Origin of the sequence: Stenotrophomonas sp. GbtcB23 (assembly GCF_019091045.1) — a bacterium.
Lineage (GTDB): Bacteria > Pseudomonadota > Gammaproteobacteria > Xanthomonadales > Xanthomonadaceae > Stenotrophomonas > Stenotrophomonas rhizophila_A.
The window spans coordinates 21472-38544 of record NZ_JAGXKC010000036.1 but is presented as its reverse complement, the minus strand read 5'-3'; the positions used below and the strand labels follow the sequence as shown (position 1 = coordinate 38544).

Annotated in this window: 14 protein-coding genes, 1 tRNA gene and 3 pseudogenes; 11 read left to right on the top strand and 7 right to left on the bottom strand. The window is 66.4% G+C overall.

What is annotated here, in order from left to right; translation table 11 throughout:
- Positions 1-278: 278 nt before the first annotated feature.
- The 3 pseudogenes from KVS69_RS21095 (at position 279) to KVS69_RS14380 (ending at position 1830) form a co-directional block, all read left to right on the top strand.
- A pseudogene (locus KVS69_RS21095) lies at positions 279-574 on the top strand (hypothetical protein).
- A pseudogene (locus KVS69_RS14385) lies at positions 567-768 on the top strand (DUF4224 domain-containing protein). Before KVS69_RS21095 ends, KVS69_RS14385 begins: the two co-directional pseudogenes overlap by 8 nt.
- Before the next feature lie 35 nt (positions 769-803).
- Positions 804-1830 (top strand): annotated as a pseudogene (locus tag KVS69_RS14380) (tyrosine-type recombinase/integrase).
- A gap of 41 nt (positions 1831-1871) precedes the next feature.
- Here the strand turns inward: KVS69_RS14380 and KVS69_RS14375 are convergent.
- Together KVS69_RS14375 and KVS69_RS14370 are read right to left on the bottom strand one after the other, a co-directional pair.
- Positions 1872-1945, bottom strand: a tRNA-Gly gene (locus KVS69_RS14375).
- A gap of 142 nt (positions 1946-2087) precedes the next feature.
- Complete coding sequence (locus tag KVS69_RS14370; RefSeq protein WP_184126691.1) at positions 2088-3917, bottom strand: autotransporter domain-containing protein; 1830 nt, start codon at positions 3915-3917, stop codon at positions 2088-2090.
- Between the two features lie 203 nt (positions 3918-4120).
- Here KVS69_RS14370 and thiS point away from each other — a divergent pair, with 203 nt between their 5' ends.
- The 4 genes from thiS (at position 4121) to KVS69_RS14350 (ending at position 7813) form a co-directional block, all read left to right on the top strand.
- Positions 4121-4330, top strand: coding sequence for a sulfur carrier protein ThiS (gene thiS, locus KVS69_RS14365; RefSeq protein WP_095363624.1), 210 nt, complete (start codon positions 4121-4123; stop codon positions 4328-4330).
- 79 nt (positions 4331-4409) lie between these two features.
- Entirely contained in the window at positions 4410-5204 is a 795-nt protein-coding gene (locus tag KVS69_RS14360; protein WP_068853829.1) for a thiazole synthase, read from the top strand.
- Positions 5204-5938, top strand: a complete 735-nt coding sequence (trmB, locus tag KVS69_RS14355) for a tRNA (guanosine(46)-N7)-methyltransferase TrmB (RefSeq protein WP_217538660.1) — start codon at positions 5204-5206, stop codon at positions 5936-5938. The genes KVS69_RS14360 and trmB overlap by 1 nt, the downstream gene beginning before the upstream one ends.
- A gap of 27 nt (positions 5939-5965) precedes the next feature.
- Positions 5966-7813 carry an SLC13 family permease gene (locus KVS69_RS14350; protein WP_217538659.1) on the top strand — a complete coding sequence of 616 codons (1848 nt, stop codon included), beginning with the start codon at positions 5966-5968 and terminating at the stop codon, positions 7811-7813.
- 92 nt (positions 7814-7905) lie between these two features.
- Here the strand turns inward: KVS69_RS14350 and KVS69_RS14345 are convergent, their stop codons facing one another.
- Entirely contained in the window at positions 7906-8253 is a 348-nt protein-coding gene (locus KVS69_RS14345) for a Rieske 2Fe-2S domain-containing protein (RefSeq protein WP_217538658.1), read from the bottom strand.
- 177 nt (positions 8254-8430) lie between these two features.
- On the opposite strand from KVS69_RS14345, the gene KVS69_RS14340 reads away from it, so the two are divergent.
- The 4 genes from KVS69_RS14340 (at position 8431) to KVS69_RS14325 (ending at position 11628) form a co-directional block, all read left to right on the top strand.
- A complete protein-coding gene (locus KVS69_RS14340; RefSeq protein ID WP_093533692.1) occupies positions 8431-8706 on the top strand; it encodes a hypothetical protein in 276 nt (91 codons plus the stop codon).
- A gap of 113 nt (positions 8707-8819) precedes the next feature.
- Positions 8820-9527: a fumarylacetoacetate hydrolase family protein gene (locus tag KVS69_RS14335; RefSeq protein ID WP_093533691.1), complete on the top strand. Its 708-nt coding sequence runs from the start codon at positions 8820-8822 to the stop codon at positions 9525-9527.
- A gap of 58 nt (positions 9528-9585) precedes the next feature.
- A complete protein-coding gene (mscL, locus tag KVS69_RS14330) occupies positions 9586-9990 on the top strand; it encodes a large-conductance mechanosensitive channel protein MscL (RefSeq protein ID WP_184126686.1) in 405 nt (134 codons plus the stop codon).
- Between the two features lie 216 nt (positions 9991-10206).
- Positions 10207-11628 carry a M28 family peptidase gene (locus tag KVS69_RS14325; RefSeq protein ID WP_217538657.1) on the top strand — a complete coding sequence of 474 codons (1422 nt, stop codon included), beginning with the start codon at positions 10207-10209 and terminating at the stop codon, positions 11626-11628.
- A 49-nt stretch (positions 11629-11677) separates the two neighbouring features.
- Here KVS69_RS14325 and KVS69_RS14320 read toward each other — a convergent pair whose 3' ends face one another.
- From KVS69_RS14320 to KVS69_RS14305, 4 genes are all read right to left on the bottom strand, one after another.
- A complete protein-coding gene (locus KVS69_RS14320) occupies positions 11678-13117 on the bottom strand; it encodes an alanine/glycine:cation symporter family protein (protein WP_217538655.1) in 1440 nt (479 codons plus the stop codon).
- A complete protein-coding gene (locus KVS69_RS14315; RefSeq protein WP_217538653.1) occupies positions 13117-14109 on the bottom strand; it encodes a hypothetical protein in 993 nt (330 codons plus the stop codon). The genes KVS69_RS14320 and KVS69_RS14315 overlap by 1 nt, the downstream gene beginning before the upstream one ends.
- Positions 14110-14665: 556 nt before the next feature.
- Positions 14666-15439, bottom strand: a complete 774-nt coding sequence (locus KVS69_RS14310) for a TrmH family RNA methyltransferase (protein WP_254622199.1) — start codon at positions 15437-15439, stop codon at positions 14666-14668.
- 52 nt (positions 15440-15491) lie between these two features.
- Positions 15492-17009, bottom strand: coding sequence for an alanine/glycine:cation symporter family protein (locus KVS69_RS14305; protein ID WP_210130952.1), 1518 nt, complete (start codon positions 17007-17009; stop codon positions 15492-15494).
- Positions 17010-17073 lie beyond the last annotated feature (64 nt).

Sequence of the window (17073 nt, the reverse complement as noted above, 5' to 3'; positions counted from 1 at the left end):
GAACTCCGCCTCACGATCAATCAAACGGGTCCGCTCAAATTCCTCCGTCTCAAATGTAAGTTTGGCGACCAAGTCCTGCCAAGAGCGAAGGTGAAAAGACTGACCTCCGTGCGGGATGTGGGGCGCGAAAGCCATAAATCATATCGAGGTCGGGGAATGTCCTCTCAGATGCTACCCCTTTCTGCATCCAGCGGCGTGGGTTCGCCAAACCTGACCACGCAGGCTCAGGCACCGCGTGTGGCCGACTAAGCCGTGGCAACATCCAAGTGGAAAAACATATGACGCAAAGACACATCAGGCACCCCGAGCCGCTTCCGCCCTGCGCCGCCGGTCACAGCGCGCGCCATATCCACGATCTGCGCGGACTCGCCGCCGGGGGGGCCATCTGGTCGAATGCCGCTGCCGGGCTACCGGCAAGCACGCCGAGCCGGACGCCGCCTTGGCCGAATGGCGGCGGCTCAACCGCGCTCCCCGTACCGCTAGGAAGGTGCTGCCCGCGACCGTTTCGCCAGCGGACAACGTTATCCAGATGCGCCTGCCGATGACGGGCGAAGGGAGGGCGGCCAATGGTTGAAATAATCCTATCCCGCGACGAGATCGCCAGCCTGTGCCGCACTCCCCAAGCGCGCGCGCCAAGCTGCATTTCTGCGAAAAAATGGAATCACGCACTACCTAGACGCCTACGACTGGCCGGTCGTGCTGCGCTCCAGCGTTGAAGGAACGGCTGCAGCTGCCAAGCAGCCACCGACATGGACCCCAGCAAGGTAGCGTGATGGGGAAGGAAGCCGAAGAAGCCGGGGGCAATCCCCCGGGTCCGCTCGCGCGGGCAAAAGTCGGGCGTGATCCACTACTACTACGACCGCTGCGGCAAGCCGCGCAAGGATACGCCCCTCGGGAGCGACTACGGCGTGGCGATCAAGAAGTGGGCGGAGTTTGAGCACGCCAGCACGATCCCGGCAGCCGCTGTCGTGACGTTCCGCCTCGTCGCCCAGCGCTACCAGGCGGAAGTTGTCCCCACCAAGGCGCTCAGCACCTAGCGGCTAAACAACCGGTGCATCAGCGCGCTTCTAAGCTTCTTCGACGTGCACCGGCGCCGTTCGAAGTCATACGCCCGATCAACATCAGGCAGTACCTGGACTGGCGTCCGTCCAAGGTGATTGCCAATCGAGAGGTCTACTGTTCTCGCATATTTGGAACTGGGCGCGTGGCAATGGCGTAGCCGACCTGCCCACCCCCTGTGAGGGCATCCGCCGCAATAAGGAGACCGGGCGAGTGGTCTATGTTGAGGACGAGGTATTCCAGGCGGTGTACCAGCACGCCGACGCAGCACTGCGCGACGCCATGGACCTTGCCTACCTGACCGGGCAGCGTGTCGGCGATGCCTGGGCCATGGACGTTCGGCACATCACAGCGCGCGGCCTGGTCATTCAGCAGGCGAAGTCCGACAACAAGGTGACGATGGAGGTGACGGGGGAGCTCGCCGCGCTGCTGAACCGCATCGCGGCGCGCAAGCAGGCCAAGCTGCCGAATGGCAGGGGGAAGCCGTACAGCACGCGGCTGATCGTTGATGACAGCGGTTTGGCGCTCGGGCGAGCCGCGCTCCGCTACCGGTTCGACAAGGCCCGCAGGGACGCCGGGGTCAAGAGCGCGGACTTCCAGTTCCGCGATCTGCGCGCGAAGGCCGGCACGGACAAGGCCGATTCTGCCCAGGACATTCGCCAAGCGCAGGCACAGCTCGGCCATTCGTCGGTGACGACGACGGAGATCTATGTGATGAAGAAGAGGGGTTCGAAGGCGACTCCAACGCGGTCAATTGCGGAGCGGGCCTGAGATTGCGGAGCGGGCGAAAACACCGCGACGCTTGGGAGACATGGAGCGGGTGAAGGGAATCGAACCCTCGTCAGTAGCTTGGGAAGCTACAGCTCTACCATTGAGCTACACCCGCTTGGTGTCGGGGAAGTTTAGTTGCCCGGGGGGTTAAAAGGCAACGGGCGGTTTGCGGCCGCCCGTTGCTTTCGGCACGACCAACGGTCGTGCCCTACCGGGTGGGTGCACGGCGATTTGGCCGTGCAACGCCGGCTTCCGGCTTAGAAGCTGCCGCTCACCGTGGCGAACAGGCTGATGTCGCGTGCCCGCTTCTGTGCCGCAGTGGTGCTCATGCCGACATTGCTGTTCAGGCCGAACATGCTCATGCGCGCACCGAGCACGGCGGTGGCGTAGTTCTTGTCGAACTCCAGGCCCGGCACCTTGTACATGCCCACGTCCGGCATGGTCTGCAGCCAGGCGCTGGCCTGCTTGCCGTCTTCGAACTCGTGGTCGTAGGTGACCTGCACGTACGGCTTGACGCTGCCGCCGTCGAAGCGGGCCTGCCAGCCGACGCGGCCCACGGTGGAGTCGGTGTCCTGGTTGCCGTAGCCCAGCGCGGTGGCGCTCGGGTTGGATTCCACGTAGCCATCCAGCTTGACCTGCTGCCAGATCACCGCGGCCACCGGGCCGTGGCGGAAGCCACCTTCGGTGCCGAATTCGTAACCGGCGTTCAGGGCGGCGGTGAGGTTGCTGCCTTCCGGCGAACCGGTGTGGGTGCGCTCGGCCGGGCCCAGCTGCACGCGGCGGGTCACGTCATAGTCCAGCCAGCTGTAGCTGATCTGGCCGGTGACCCAGGTCTTTTCGCCGTACCAACCCGCGAACAGGCCCAGGGTGGTGTCGGACTGGGTGAAATCGCCCTTGCTGTTGCCGAAGTCGGCATCCATGCGGCCATAGCCGGCGAAGCCGCCGACGACCATGCCGTCGTGGGCCCAGTCGATACCAAACAGACCGGCCGGGGCCAGGCCGTCGTACAGGTCAGCGTGGTCGTAGCGCTGCATGTCGCCGCGCAGGCCACCCCACCAGCTCAGGCCATCGGCCGGACGGCCGTCGAGGTGCCCGCTGACCTGGTCGGCGCGCGCACGGCCCACGGTCTGCGCCGAGTGGGTCAGGATCTGCTGGTTGCGCGGGGCTTCCAGGATCGACAGGGTGTACTCACCCAGCATTTGGTGGGTGGCGGTGGTGGGGTGCACGCCGTCGGCGAACACGTAGTTGTTGGCCGCGTTCGGGTTGGCGTAGGCGGTCGGGTTGCAGGTCAGCGACGAGGCGGTGGTGCAGGCCGGGCTGGTGACGTTGATGAAGCCGTAAGTGGCCGGGCTGGCGACGATTTCCTGCAGGATGTGGAAGGTATCCACCGGGATGACCTGCAGGCCGGCAGCCTTCAGGCCACCGAACAGCGCGTCGTTGTAGGCCTTGGCCAGCGCGGTGCCCTGCGCCATGCCCACCGCGCCACCGGCGCGTGCGGCCGGGGTCAGGCCGATGTCGGGCAGGGTCGGCACGACGATGTACTGCGCGCCGGCGCCCTTGAGGGTACCCACGATGCCGACCTGGTCGGTCACGGCCGCGCCAAGGGTGGCCTGCAGCGGTGCGCCGGCCTGGATGGCGAACAGGTCGTTGGCACCGCCCCACACGGTGTACAGGGCGTTGGCGTCGGCCTTGCCGCCGTTCGCGGCCAGGTACTGCGCGGTCTGGGTCTTGAGCGAGTAGACCGGAATGGCCGGGGTGCCCGGGGCCAGCGTCTGGGTGGTGTCCACGCCGACGCGGGCGCCGCCGATGGCGTAGTTGTCACCATTCTGGCCGTTGCCGTGCGCAGTGGCGTTGGTGCCGTAGTAGTCGGCCACGTACTGCGCCCATACCCAACCCGGGTTGGTGGTGAACTGGCCGGTGACCGGCTGCACGGAGGCCGGCAGCAGCGGGCGGAAGTAGCCCTGGTCGGTCAGGCTGTCGCCGATGAAGATGGTCTTCGAATAGGGCGACTGCGCCATCGCCGGCACGGCGGCCAGGGCGATGGCCACGGCCATCAGGGAACGCAGGGGACGCTTGCTGAGCAGCATGGAAAAAACTCCTTTTTGGGTGATGACGGCCGACGTACGGCGGCGCACGGTGCCATGGTTCCACTGCACCCCGGCGACATCACGCTGCGCTGCGGCATGGCCGGTGCCAAGGGCACGCAGACGTCAGACACCACGGGCCGGGACGGGCATCGGTGGGGGCGCAAGGGTACGCAGAAGTGACGACTTTGGGGGACAATCGCGCCATGAACTTCGTCAACATCACGCTCAACGGCGAACCCCGCCAGCTTCCGCAAAGTGCCACCGTGCTGGACCTGCTTCAGGCCGAACACCTCACCGAGCGCCGGGTAGCGGTGGAGATCAATGCCGAAATCGTTACCCGCAGCCTGCACGCGACCCACGTGCTCGAGGATGGCGACGTGGTCGAGATCGTGCACGCGTTGGGCGGCGGGTGACGATTCACGGTCCGCGTGGGTCGGCCAACGGCCGGCGCTACCGGGTCTGTGCGGCAGTGGGCTGTGTGATAATTCGCTTATGACTGCTCATTCTTCCCCCGATTCGCTGGTGATCGCCGGCAAGACCTACGCTTCCCGGCTGCTGACCGGGACCGGCAAGTTCAAGGACCTGGACGAAACCCGCATCGCCACCGAGGCGGCCGGGGCCCAGATCGTCACCGTGGCGATCCGCCGCACGAACATCGGGCAGAACCCGGGCGAACCGAACCTGCTGGACGTGCTGCCGCCGGACCGCTACACCATCCTGCCCAACACCGCTGGCTGCTACACCGCCGAAGACGCGGTGCGTACCTGCCGGCTGGCGCGCGAACTGCTCGATGGCCACAACCTGACCAAGCTGGAAGTGCTGGGCGACCAGAAGACGCTGTACCCGGACGTGGTGCAGACCCTCAAGGCCGCCGAAACGCTGGTCAAGGACGGCTTCGAGGTGATGGTCTACACCTCCGATGACCCGATCCTGGCGAAGCGGCTGGAAGAGATCGGCTGCGTGGCGGTGATGCCGCTGGCCGCACCGATCGGCTCGGGGCTGGGCATCCAGAACAGGTACAACCTGCTGGAAATCATCGAAAGCGCCAAGGTGCCGATCATCGTCGATGCCGGCGTGGGCACCGCGTCGGATGCGGCCATTGCGATGGAGCTGGGCTGCGACGGCGTGCTGATGAACACCGCCATTGCCGGCGCGCGCAACCCTGTGTTGATGGCCAGCGCGATGCGCAAGGCGGTTGAAGCCGGGCGCGAGGCGTTCCTGGCCGGGCGCATTCCGCGCAAGCGCTATGCGAGCGCGTCTTCGCCGGTGGACGGGTTGATCGGCTGATGACCAATCCCTTCGACAGCGCGGGCGCCAAGGCGCCGCCCAAACCCTTCACCGTCACCGAAGGCCGCCGCGAGGTGCGCAGCTTCGTGCTGCGCCAGGGCCGCTTCACCCCCGCCCAGCAGCGCGCGTTCGACGACCGCTGGCCGCGCTTTGGCCTGGACTTCACCGGCGAGCCGCGCGACCTGGATGCCACCTTCGGGCGCGATGCGCTGAAGGTGCTGGAGATCGGCTTCGGCAACGGCGCCGCGCTGCGCTTTGCCGCGCAGCAGGATCCGAGCCGCGATTACATCGGGCTGGAGGTGCACGCACCCGGCGTGGGCCGGCTGCTCAATGCACTGGCCGACGACAACGCCGACCACGTGCGCCTGTACCACCACGATGCGGTGGAGGTGCTGGAAAAGGAAATCGCCGATGGCGCGCTGGATGAAGTGCGCATCTATTTCCCGGACCCGTGGCACAAGAAGCGCCACAACAAGCGCCGCCTGATCCAGCCGGGGTTTGCGGAACTGCTGGTGCGCAAGCTGCGCGTGGGTGGCCGGCTGCACTGCGCCACCGACTGGGAAGACTATGCCGAGCAGATGTGGGAGGTGCTGGACGCCACCCCGGGGCTGGTCAACCGCGCCGGTCCGCGCGGCCAGGTGGAGCGGCCGGCGTGGCGGCCGCAGACGCACTTCGAAACCCGCGGCCAGAAGCTGGGCCACGGGGTGTGGGACCTGTTGTACGACCGTACCTGATCCCTATCCAAGGAACCGCGTTACCCCATGGACACCACGCTGACGCTGACCACCGACATGAAGCTCGTCCTGGGGCTGGTCGGCTTCACGATGGCGATGTTCCTGTTCGAGCGCATCCGCGCCGACGTGGTGGCGCTGGTGGTGCTGGTGGTGCTGGGCGTGACTGGCCTGATCGCGCCGGAGGAAATCTTCGGCGGTTTCTCGGGTAACGCGGTGATGAGCATCATCGCCACCACCATCCTCGGTGCCGGCCTGGATCGCACCGGGGCGCTGAACAGGCTGGCGGCGTGGCTGCTGCGGCGCGGACATGGCGTTGAAACCCGCTTGCTGATGATGACCACGGCCATTGCCGGGTTGAATTCGTCGTTCATGCAGAACCCATCGGTGATGGCACTGTACCTGCCGGTGGCCTCGCGGCTGGTGGCGCGCACCGGGCTGACCCTGCAGCGCCTGCTGCTGCCGATTGCCGCGGCGATCGTGATGGGCGGCGCGCTGACCATGGTCGGCAATTCGCCGCTGATCCTGCTCAACGATCTGCTGGCCTCGGCCAACAACAATCTTCCTTCGGGCCTGGCCACGATCGAACCGCTGCGCATGTTTGCGCCGCTGCCGATCGGCCTGGCGCTGCTGGCCGCGTCGCTGCTGTACTTCCGTTACTTCGGCGACCGCAAGCTGGTGGAGGAAGAAACGCTGGCCAACGACGGCGTCACCCCGGCCCGCACGGAAAGCTACTTCGCCAAGACCTACGGGATCGATGGCGATGTGTTCGAGCTGGTGGTCAGCGCCGAAAGCCCGCTGGTGGGCATGACCCTGGGCGAGGCCGAGAACCTGCACGATGCGCCGCTGATGCTGGCGCTCAAGACCGGCAACGACACCCGGCTGGCACCGCCGGCGGAAATGCGGATCTGGGTGGGCAGCGTGCTGGGCGTGATGGGCAGCCGCCAGCAGGTAGGCGATTTCGCCCAGAACCAGTTCCTGCGCATGTCTTCGCGGCTGAAGCACCTGGGCGACCTGTTCAACCCCAGCCGCGCGGGCATTTCCGAGGCGGTGATTCCGCCCACCTCCGAGGTGATCGGCAAGAGCGCCTCGGACCTGCGCCTGCGCAAGCAGCGCGGCATCAGCCTGCTGGCGATCAACCGCGACAAGCAGGTGATCCGCGAGGACGTGCGCAACGTGCCGCTACGCGCCGGCGACATGCTGGTGTTCCACAGCATCTGGACCGACCTGGCCCAGGCCGCCAAGAGCCGCGACTTCGTGGTGGTCACCGATTACCCGAAGGGCGAACAGCGCCCGCACAAGTTCAAGATCGCCATGTCGATCTTCGCCATCACCATCCTGATCGCGCTCACGTCGAAGCTGCCGGTGGCATTGACCCTGATGACCGGCGTGGCCGGCATGCTGCTCACCGGCGTGCTGCGCATGGACGAGGCGTATGCCTCGATCAACTGGAAGACGGTGTTCATGATGGCCGGGCTGATTCCGCTGGGCTGGGCGATGGACAGCAGCGGCGCGGCGGCCTGGGTGGCCGGGCACACCATCGACCGCCTGCCTACCGGCATTCCGGTGTGGGTGCTGGAAATCGCGCTGGCGCTTCTGACCACGGTGTTTTCGCTGGTGATCAGCCATGTAGGCGCGACCATCGTGATGGTGCCCATTGCCGTGAACCTGGCGCTGGCGGCCGGCGGCAGCCCGACCGCGTTCGCGCTGATCGTGGCGCTGTCGGCGTCCAACAACCTGATGACCGCTTCAAACCCGGTGATTTCGATGATCACCGGACCGGCCAACTACACCCCGCGTGAGTTGTGGCGGGTCGGCGCGCCGTTGTCGTTGATCTACACCATCGTGGTGGTGGCGATGATCAACCTGATGTTCTGAGTGGTGTACCGACCAACGGTCGGTACCTACCGGTAGATGCCGACCGTTGGTCGGCATGGAACGGGTAGATGCCGACCGTTGGTCGGCATGCCTCACGCCAGGAAAACCTGCCCGTCCCGCACTTCCAGCGCCACGCTCCGCAACCGGTCGCCCTTGCACGGGCCCGCTACGCATTCGCCATCGGTCAGCGAGAACGACGCGCCATGCGCGGCGCAGACCAGCTCGCCGGCCTTGCTCTTGAGGAACTGGCCCGGCGCCCAATCCAGCCGGCGCCCGGCATGGGGGCAGATGTTGAGCCAGCCGCGCACATCGTCGCCGTCGCGGTACAGCACCAGCGACTCGTGGTCGCCGTCTATGCATCCTTCCGCCTCGGCAAATCCCCCGTCGACAATACGTTCCAGGGCGATCAGGGCAGTTGCGGAGGCATCGGAAACAGACATGGAAACAGCATCCAGGGCACGGTGCGCGATTGTCTCACGCCCTCATCTGGCTGGCTCTGCGATGAACACAAGTCATTGATTTCAAATCAACGCAGGCCCGGTTTAACGAGTTTTTCACTCAATGACAAAAGAGTGCCGGGATACTGACATCTCGCTGACTTCAGCCAAAGAACCGCCATGTACAACCGCTTCCAGTTCAACCAGTTCCGCTCCCTGTTTGCGCCGCGCAAGCCGCGCCATCCGTTGGTGCGCGTTGCGGTGGGCCTGTTGGGTCTGGCGATCCTGGCCGCCCTGGTGTTCGTGGGTGTGTTCGTGGGCGCGGCGATGATCATCGCCGGCGTGGCGTGGAAGCTGCTGGCTTCGCGGAAGCAGGCCGCGCGTGCGGCCGATCCGCAGGTGGTGGAAGGTGAGTACCGCGTGGTGCGCAAGCAGGCGTTGCCGCTGTCGCGTTGAGTGGGTTTGGCCGGTTTGCCGGGTTTGGCTGGGTTGCCGACTAACAGTCGGCACTACTCGATTTGCGGCGTGGCGGAATACACTCGTGCGACCCCTTCCCACAGGACGCGCGCATGTCTGATGTAATCCCGGCCCCCGAACAACCCCGCATTCCGGTCGCTGGTGGCGGTACGTTTCCTGTGCGCCGCATCTACTGCGTCGGCCGCAATTTCGCCGACCACGCCAAGGAAATGGGTGCTGCGGTGCCCGCCGCCGATGACCGCGGCCGGCCGATGTTCTTCAGCAAGCCGGCCGATGCGATCGTGGTTGGCCATGACGATGTGATCCCCTACCCGCCTTCCACCCAGGACCTGCACCACGAAGTGGAGCTGGTGGTGGCGATCGGCCGTGACGCGCCCGCCGGCGAGCTGCCGCTCGACCAGGCCGAGGCGCTGGTGTTCGGCTACGGCGTAGGCCTGGACCTGACCCGCCGCGACCTGCAGGCGGCGGCCAAGGCCAAGGGCCACCCGTGGGATTCGGCCAAGGGGTTCGATCATTCCGCGCCGGTCAGCGAACTGGTGCCGGCCGGTGAAGTGGGCGATCTTGCCGCGCTCAACCTGTCGCTGGAAATCAATGGCGAAGTACGCCAGCAGTCACTGCTGGACCAGATGATCTGGAACGTGCCGGAGATCCTGCACGAGCTGTCCAAGCTGTGGGCACTGCGTGCGGGCGACCTGGTGTTCATGGGTACGCCGGCCGGCGTGGCCGCACTGAAGCCGGGCGACCGTTTCAGCGCGCGCCTGGAAAACGTGGCCGAACGCCACGGCATCATCGCCGGATGACGACACGCGCCGCGTTACGCTGCGGCGACCTTTGCTATCCCCGCTACAGGAGAACCCGATGGGAATGCTGACTGAGTTCAAGGAATTTGCCATGCGTGGCAACGTCATCGACCTGGCGGTCGGTGTGGTCATCGGTGCTGCGTTCGGCAAGATCGTCACCGCGCTGGTGGACAAGATCATCATGCCGCCGCTGGGCTGGGCCATTGGCCGGGTGGACTTCTCCGAACTGGCGTGGACGCTGGCGCCGGCACGCGTGGCCGCCGATGGCACGGAGATCCCTGCCGTGGTGATCGGCTACGGCGATTTCCTCAATACGCTGGTGCAGTTCCTGATCGTGGCGTTCGCGATCTTCATGGTGGTCAAGGTGATCAACCGCCTGGCGCGCAAGAAGGAAGCGGCACCGGCGGCGCCAAAGGAAGAGATCGTGCTGCTGCGGGAGATCCGGGACAACCTGAAGCGGTAAAAGGCGTACCGACCAACGGTCGGTACCTACCTGGCATGGCGTACCGACCAATGGTCGGTACCTACCGCTCCGCGCCGGTAGGCGACGACCGTTGGTCGTCGCCCTGCCCGCCGGTGGAAAACAGCATCCGCCCAATCATGACCTCCCGCCCATGTGCGGCGCGGGCAGGCTGCTAAGCTCGTGGGCTTCCGCCCTGTTCCCCCCGGAGTCCGTCCCATGCGTCGCCGCGTCCTTGCCATCGCATCTTCCCTCGCCCTGCTGGCCGCCCCGGCGTTCGCGGCGACGGGCACCACCACCCTGCCGCCGAAATCGCTGGCCACCGCTGCTGAACTGCGCGAGCAGGCCCTGAAGGACGACACCGGCTGGAAGGTGGTCGAATCGCTGACGACCGAGATCGGCCCGCGCATTGCCGGCAGCGAGGCCGACGCCCGCGCGGTGGCCTGGGCCGAAGCCAAGTTCAAGGCACTGGGCTTTGACAAGGTGTGGAAAGAGCCGGTGACCTTCCCCAAGTGGGAACGCCGCAGTGAACACGCGCAGGTGGTAGGCAAGCATGCACAGCCGCTGAGCATTACCGCGCTGGGCGGCAGCCCGGGCGGTACGGTCGAGGCCGAGGTGGTGCGCTTTGCCGACCTGGCCGCGCTGCAGGCCGCGCCGGAAGGCTCGCTCAAGGGCAAGATCGCCTTCGTGGATTACCAGATGACCGCCTATCGCGACGGCCGCGACTACGGCAAGGGCGGCGCGGTGCGCAGCAAAGGCCCGTCCGAGGCGATCCGCAAGGGTGCGGTGGGCTTCGTGATGCGTTCGGCCGGTACCGATTCGCACCGCGTGCCGCATACCGGCATCACCCGCTTCGATGACGGCCTGACGCCGGTGCCGTCGGCGGCGCTGTCGGTACCCGATGCCAACCAGCTGGCGCGGCTGGTCGCGCTGGGGCCGACCAAGCTCAAGCTCAGCCTGGATTGCGGCTGGGATGGCACCGCCACCTCGTACAACGTGATCGGTGAGATCACCGGGCGCAGCCTGCCCAAGGAAGTGGTGGTCATTGGTGGCCACCTCGATTCCTGGGACCTGGGCACCGGCGCGATCGACGATGGCGCCGGCGTGGCGCTGACCATGGCCGCCGGCCACCTGATCGGCCAGCTCAAGCAGGCGCCCAAGCGCAGCATCCGCGTGGTGGCGTTCGCCAACGAGGAACAGGGTCTGTACGGCGGCAAGGCCTACGCCGAAGCGCATGCCAAGGACATCGTGCTGCACCAGTTGGCCGCCGAGAGCGACTTCGGTGCCGGCCGCATCTATGCGTTCAACACCGGTTCGCCCAACCCGGAAGGCTCGCGCGAGGCGACCGCCCAGATTGCCGAGGTGCTCAAGCCGCTGGGCATCGAATACGCCCCGGACAAGGGTGGCCCGGGCCCCGATGTCGGCCCACTGGCCGCCAAGGGCGGCGCATGGGCGTGGCTGGCGCAGGACGGAACCGACTACTTCAACCTGCACCACACCGCCGACGACACGCTGGACAAGATCGAACCGGCGGCGCTGGCGCAGAACGTGGCGGCGTACACGGTCTTCGCCTACCTGGCGGCCGAAGCCGATGGCAATTTCGGCAGTGAAGCCAAGGCGACCACCCCGCCGAACGAATAAGCGGATGATGTGGAAACCGGCGGTGTCTGCCGCCGGTTTCCGTTTCGGGTTACCGCAACCACACCGTGCTGGCCGGCAGCGTGATGTTGTCGGGACGGTACACCGGGTCCTTTCCTGCACCGCGTGAGGCTTCGTAATCGCGCAGTGCGGCCAGGGCCGGTTTCTGCAATAGCAGCAGCGCGATGATGTTGAGCCAGGTCATCAGGCCCACGCCGATATCGCCCAGCGACCACGCTACCGTGGCGCTGTTCAACGCCGAATACAGCATGGCGCCCAGGAAGCCCAGCCGGAACAACGCCATCACCCACGGCGAGGTGCGGTTGCGCAGCAGGTAGACCACGTTGGTTTCGGCCGTGTAGTACAGCGCCAGGATGGTGGTGAAGGCGAACGGCAGGATCGCCAGGGCGATGAACGAACGCCCGAAGCCCGGCAACGCCGATTCCACCGCCTGCTGCACGAACCGCGGCCCCGCTTCCAGCCCCGGTACGTTGGCCACGATCCACTGCGCCGGGGCGGCCGGATCATGCACGTTGTAGGTGCCGGCCGACAGGATCAGGAAGGCGGTGGCGCTGCACACCACCATGGTGTCGATGTACACCGAACAGGCCTGTACCAGCCCCTGCTTCACCGGGTGGGAGACTTCCGCTGCGGCAGCGGGATGCGCACCGCTGCCCATGCCGGCTTCGTTGGACATCACGCCACGGCGCACGCCCCACTGGATGGCCGTGCCGATCATGGCGCCGAACGCGGCGTCCTGGCCGAATGCACTGCGCAGGATGATGCTGAACATCTCCGGCACCGCATCCAGGTTCAGGGCCATCACCACGGCCGCCACCACCAGATAGCCCAGCGCCATGAACGGCACGATGACCTGGGCCACCTGTGCGATGCGCCGCACGCCGCCGAAGATCACCATCGCGACCACCGTGCCGATGCCGGCCGCGGTGACCCAGCCCGGTGCGCCCCATGCCTCGTCCAACGCGCTGACCATCGCGTTGGACTGCGTACCGGGCAGCAGCAGCCCGCAGCCGATCACCGTGCTGAGCGCGAACAGCACCGCGTACCAGCGTTTGCCCAGGCCTTTTTCGATGTAGTACGCCGGACCACCCCGGTACATGCCGTTGCTGTCGCGCTGCTTGTAGATCTGCGCCAGGGTGGATTCGACGAACGCGCTGGAGGCACCGAGGAAGGCGACGATCCACATCCAGAAAATCGCACCCGGCCCGCCGTAGGCAATCGCCATCGCCACGCCGGCGATGTTGCCCACGCCAACGCGGCTGGACAGCGACAGGCTCAATGCCTGGAACGAGGACACGCCCGCCGCCGAACTGCGCCCCTGGAACATCAGCTTGAGCATCTCCGGCAGCCCGCGCAGCTGGATGAAGCGGGTGCGCACGCTGAAGTACAGGCCCACCAGCAGGCACAGCCCGACCAGCGCCGGACTCCAGACGATGCCCAGCAGGCGGGCGACGATCTCATCGAGGGCCATCAGAAGAACATGCCCAGGGCGACCTGCGGGTTGATGTAGCTGCCGGTATTGCGGCCCGCAACCGTGAACTCCACACCGGCAATCAGCCCGACGCTGGGACTGAAGTGGTACTGCACCGCCGGTGCAAGGGTGACGTTGCGGCTGCCGGGGCGACGCTCATCGATGCGCAGCATGGTGCCGTCGGCAGCGGGCGCGTAGCCGCTCAGGTGACGGTCGCTCTGGCGGCTGATGGCGAACTCGAATACGCCCACCCACTTCGAGTCGAAGCTGTACTCACCGGCCGCGGAGAGGCCGATCAGCGAACCCGGCGCGATGTTGCCGCGGAAGCCATCCGGGGTGCCGTACACGCTGTGGTCGTTGATCGCCACGCGCGCCGGTGCCGGGCTGGCGCTGAGCTGGCCACGCCAGCGCAGCGGGCGACCGTTGGGCAGCCACACCACCTGCTGCATGCCGAGCCCGAAGGTGGTGCGCTGCACGCCATCGCCCTGGGCATTGAGCGGGTTGCCATCGATGCGGTCATAGCTGCCGGTGGCGTAGCGCTGGCTCAGCGATACCGAAATGGCCGGGCGGGTGCCGTCTTCGTTCGGGGCCTGCAGCAGGTACTGCACCATGGCGGTGGTATCGCCGGCGCGGAAGCCGCGGCTGCGCTCGCTGCCGGTCTCGGCACGCGAGGCGCTGAGGTTGACCTGCGCGGTCACGCGCTGACCCAGGCCGTAGGCGATCGGCACCACGGTCAGCCAGGCGGCGCTGCGGCCGTCGCTGTCATGCCGGCGCCCGTCGCCATCGAAGTAGCGGTCGCTATCGATGCGGATCAGGTACGGCTCGACGAAGAGATTGCCTTTGGGCATGCCGGCCGGATTGGGGGTGATCAGCGGCCCCATGAAATTGACGCCGTCCAGCGAGTGCTCGGCAGCCTGGGCGGCAGCAGGCAGCAGGCCGGCGATCAGGGCGAAGGAAATCGGGCGCAGGGAACGCAGCGCATCGAATGTCATGGAATGCCTCCTTGGTGACAGAGTGATGCGGCAGGCCAATCCGCCGCACCGGCAATCTGCACAGGAAGTCATCTCGGAAAAATCGGTAAATCACGCGAATCTTGCGTTCTGTGCGCGGGCGCACGCACGAAAATGCCTATCACGCCAACGGCGTTTTTCAGCGGATGCCCGGCAGGAAACGCGCTTCCGGATTTCCATCGCGCGCGGCCCGGAACGTCACTGCGCGCGCACGTCGCAGGCGCCCATGCACAGGCCTGAAATGTCGCACTCCGCCCGTGCGCACCGGGAAAACGCATAAAAAAAGCCCGGCCAAGCGGCCGGGCTACCGGGATTCGTCACACCCCACGCGGTGAGCGCCACGGAACAGACCGTGATCCGGACAACGGCGCCGCACTGGGTGGGTGTCTCTCCTCACCTACACAGTACGGCGCCGCGTTGCACTGTGACGCAGCAAGAACGCGGCGCACTATGCGAAAAATCCGAATCCACCGTAGGCACGACTCCTTTGGAGAAGTCGATCACATCACGCAGGGCAGCGCGCAAGCGTTACCCGAAGTTACCGCTGTGCATACCAGTGCGACAGCAACACGGCGGTGGCCGATGCCACGTTGAGGCTTTCCACCGCACCACTGCCGGGAATGGATACCTGCAGGTCGCAGGTCTGTGCCAACGCACGGTCCATGCCCTCGCCTTCGGCGCCCATCACATACACCAGCCGCGCCGGCAAGGTGGCCTTGAACAGGTCCGCGCCGCCTTCCACCAGCGTGGCGGCCAGGCCGAAGCCGCCGGCACGCAGTGCTTCCATTGCCTGCGGCAGTGCCGGCAGGCGCACCAGCGGCACCGCTTCGGCGCCGCCTTCAGCCACACGCGCCGCCGCACCGGACAACGCCAGCGTGGAATCGGGCGGCAGCAGCAGACCGGCCACGCCGAAGTGCGCCGCCGAACGCAGGATGGCGCCGAAGTTGTGCGGGTTGCCCACGCCATCCAGCCACAGCGCCAGCGCCGGCTTGTCGGCCGGCAGGCCGGCCAGCCACTCGCCCAGTTCCAGCATCGGGGCGCGCAGCACGTCGGCCACCACGCCTTCGTGGTGGGTGGTGGCGGCGAGCTTGTTGAGGTCACCCTCTTCCACCACGCGATAGCCGACACGGTTGGCCACGCACCACTTCAACAGCGGCTGCAGCCGCGGGATCAGCGCCTCGGCCAGGTACAGCTTGCGCAGCGCCTGCGGGCGGCGCTCGAACAGCGCCTGCACGGCATTCCAGCCGTACAGGCGCAGCTCGTCGTTGCCGCGCCCCGGTGGTGGCGGGGTGCCGCCTTCGCGCGGCGGCAGCGGGGTGGCCCGCGGCGGTCGCGAGGAGGGGCGGCGGGCATTTTTCCAGGGATCATTCACTACGGGACTGCTCCAGCTTGCGGTGACGCCAGAAATCGGCGTTCTTGATGCCCAGGGCATCGGGGTCGAAGGTCGGATCCAGGCCGAGCTTCTTCTGGCGCTCGTAATCGCGCAGGGCGATCAGGGCCGGCTTCTGCACGATCAGGATCGCGACGATGTTCAACCACGCCATCAGGCCCACGCCGATGTCGCCCAGCGCCCACGCCATCTTGGCGTTGTGGAAGGCGCCGAACACCACCATGCCGATGATGCCCAGGCGCAGCGCCAGCACGGTGAGCGGGCGCTTGCGGTTGTGGTTGAGGTAGCTGAGGTTGGTTTCGGCCATGTAGTAATAGGCCATGATGGTGGTGAAGGCGAAGAAGAAGATCGCGATGGCCACGAAGCCCGAGCCCCAGCCCGGCAGCACGGTTTCCACCGCAGCCTGTGCGTAGCCCGCGCCTTCGGCCACACCGGCCAGGCCGGCGAACACCGGTTCGGCGCCCGGCGTGGGCGAGTACACGTTGTAGGTGCCGGCCGCCAGGATCAGGAAGGCGGTGGCGGTGCACACCATCATGGTGTCGAAGTAGATGGCGAAGGCCTGCACGTAGCCCTGCTTGGCCGGGTGCGAGACCTCCGAGGCCGCAGCCGCGTGCGGGCCGGTACCCTGGCCGGCTTCGTTGGCGTAGATGCCGCGCTTGACACCCCACTCCACCGCCAGGCCCATCATCGCGCCGAACGCGGCGTGGGCGCCGAAGGCGCTGCTGAACACGGTACGGAACATGTCCGGCACGCGCTCGTAGTTGAGGATCATGATGACGATGGCCATCAGGATGAAGCCGGCGGCCATGAACGGCACCACCACTTCGGCGAAGTTGGCGATGCGCTTGACGCCGCCGAAGATCACCACGCCCAGCAGCAGGGCCACGACGATGCCAATGCCGAGCTTGAGCGCCTGCACCGATTCCATGCCCATGAACTGGCCATCCAGCGGTCCGCACAGGGCGCCGCCACGGCAGGAGTTGATGATGCTGTCGGCAATCGCATTGGCCTGCACGCCCGGCATCAGGAAACCGGCAGCCACGATCGTGGCCATGGCGAAGGCCATTGCGTACCACTTCAGGCCCATGGCCTTTTCGATGTAGTACGCCGGGCCACCCCGGTAGCGGCCGTCGGCATCCTTGGTCTTGTAGATCTGCGCCAGGGTGCACTCGACATACGAGGTGGACGCCCCAAGGAAGCCCATCACCCACATCCAGAAGATCGCACCGGGGCCGCCGAAGGCGATGGCGGTGGCCACGCCGGCGATGTTGCCGATGCCCATGCGGCCGGCCATGGACATGGCCAGGGCCTGGAACGAGGACACGCCGGCGTCGGACTTCTCGCCCTGCACGGTGAGCCGGCACATTTCGAAGAAGCCACGCAACTGCATGAAGCGGGTGCGCACGCTGAAGAACAGGCCGGCCGCCAGGCACAGGAAGATCAGTGCCTTGCTCCAGATGATGCCATTGATGAATTCAACTACTGCTTCCACGCGCTCTCTCCAGTCGGCGGAAAATGAAGGACGTCCCGTCGGCTGGAAGGGACCGGTCGATTCT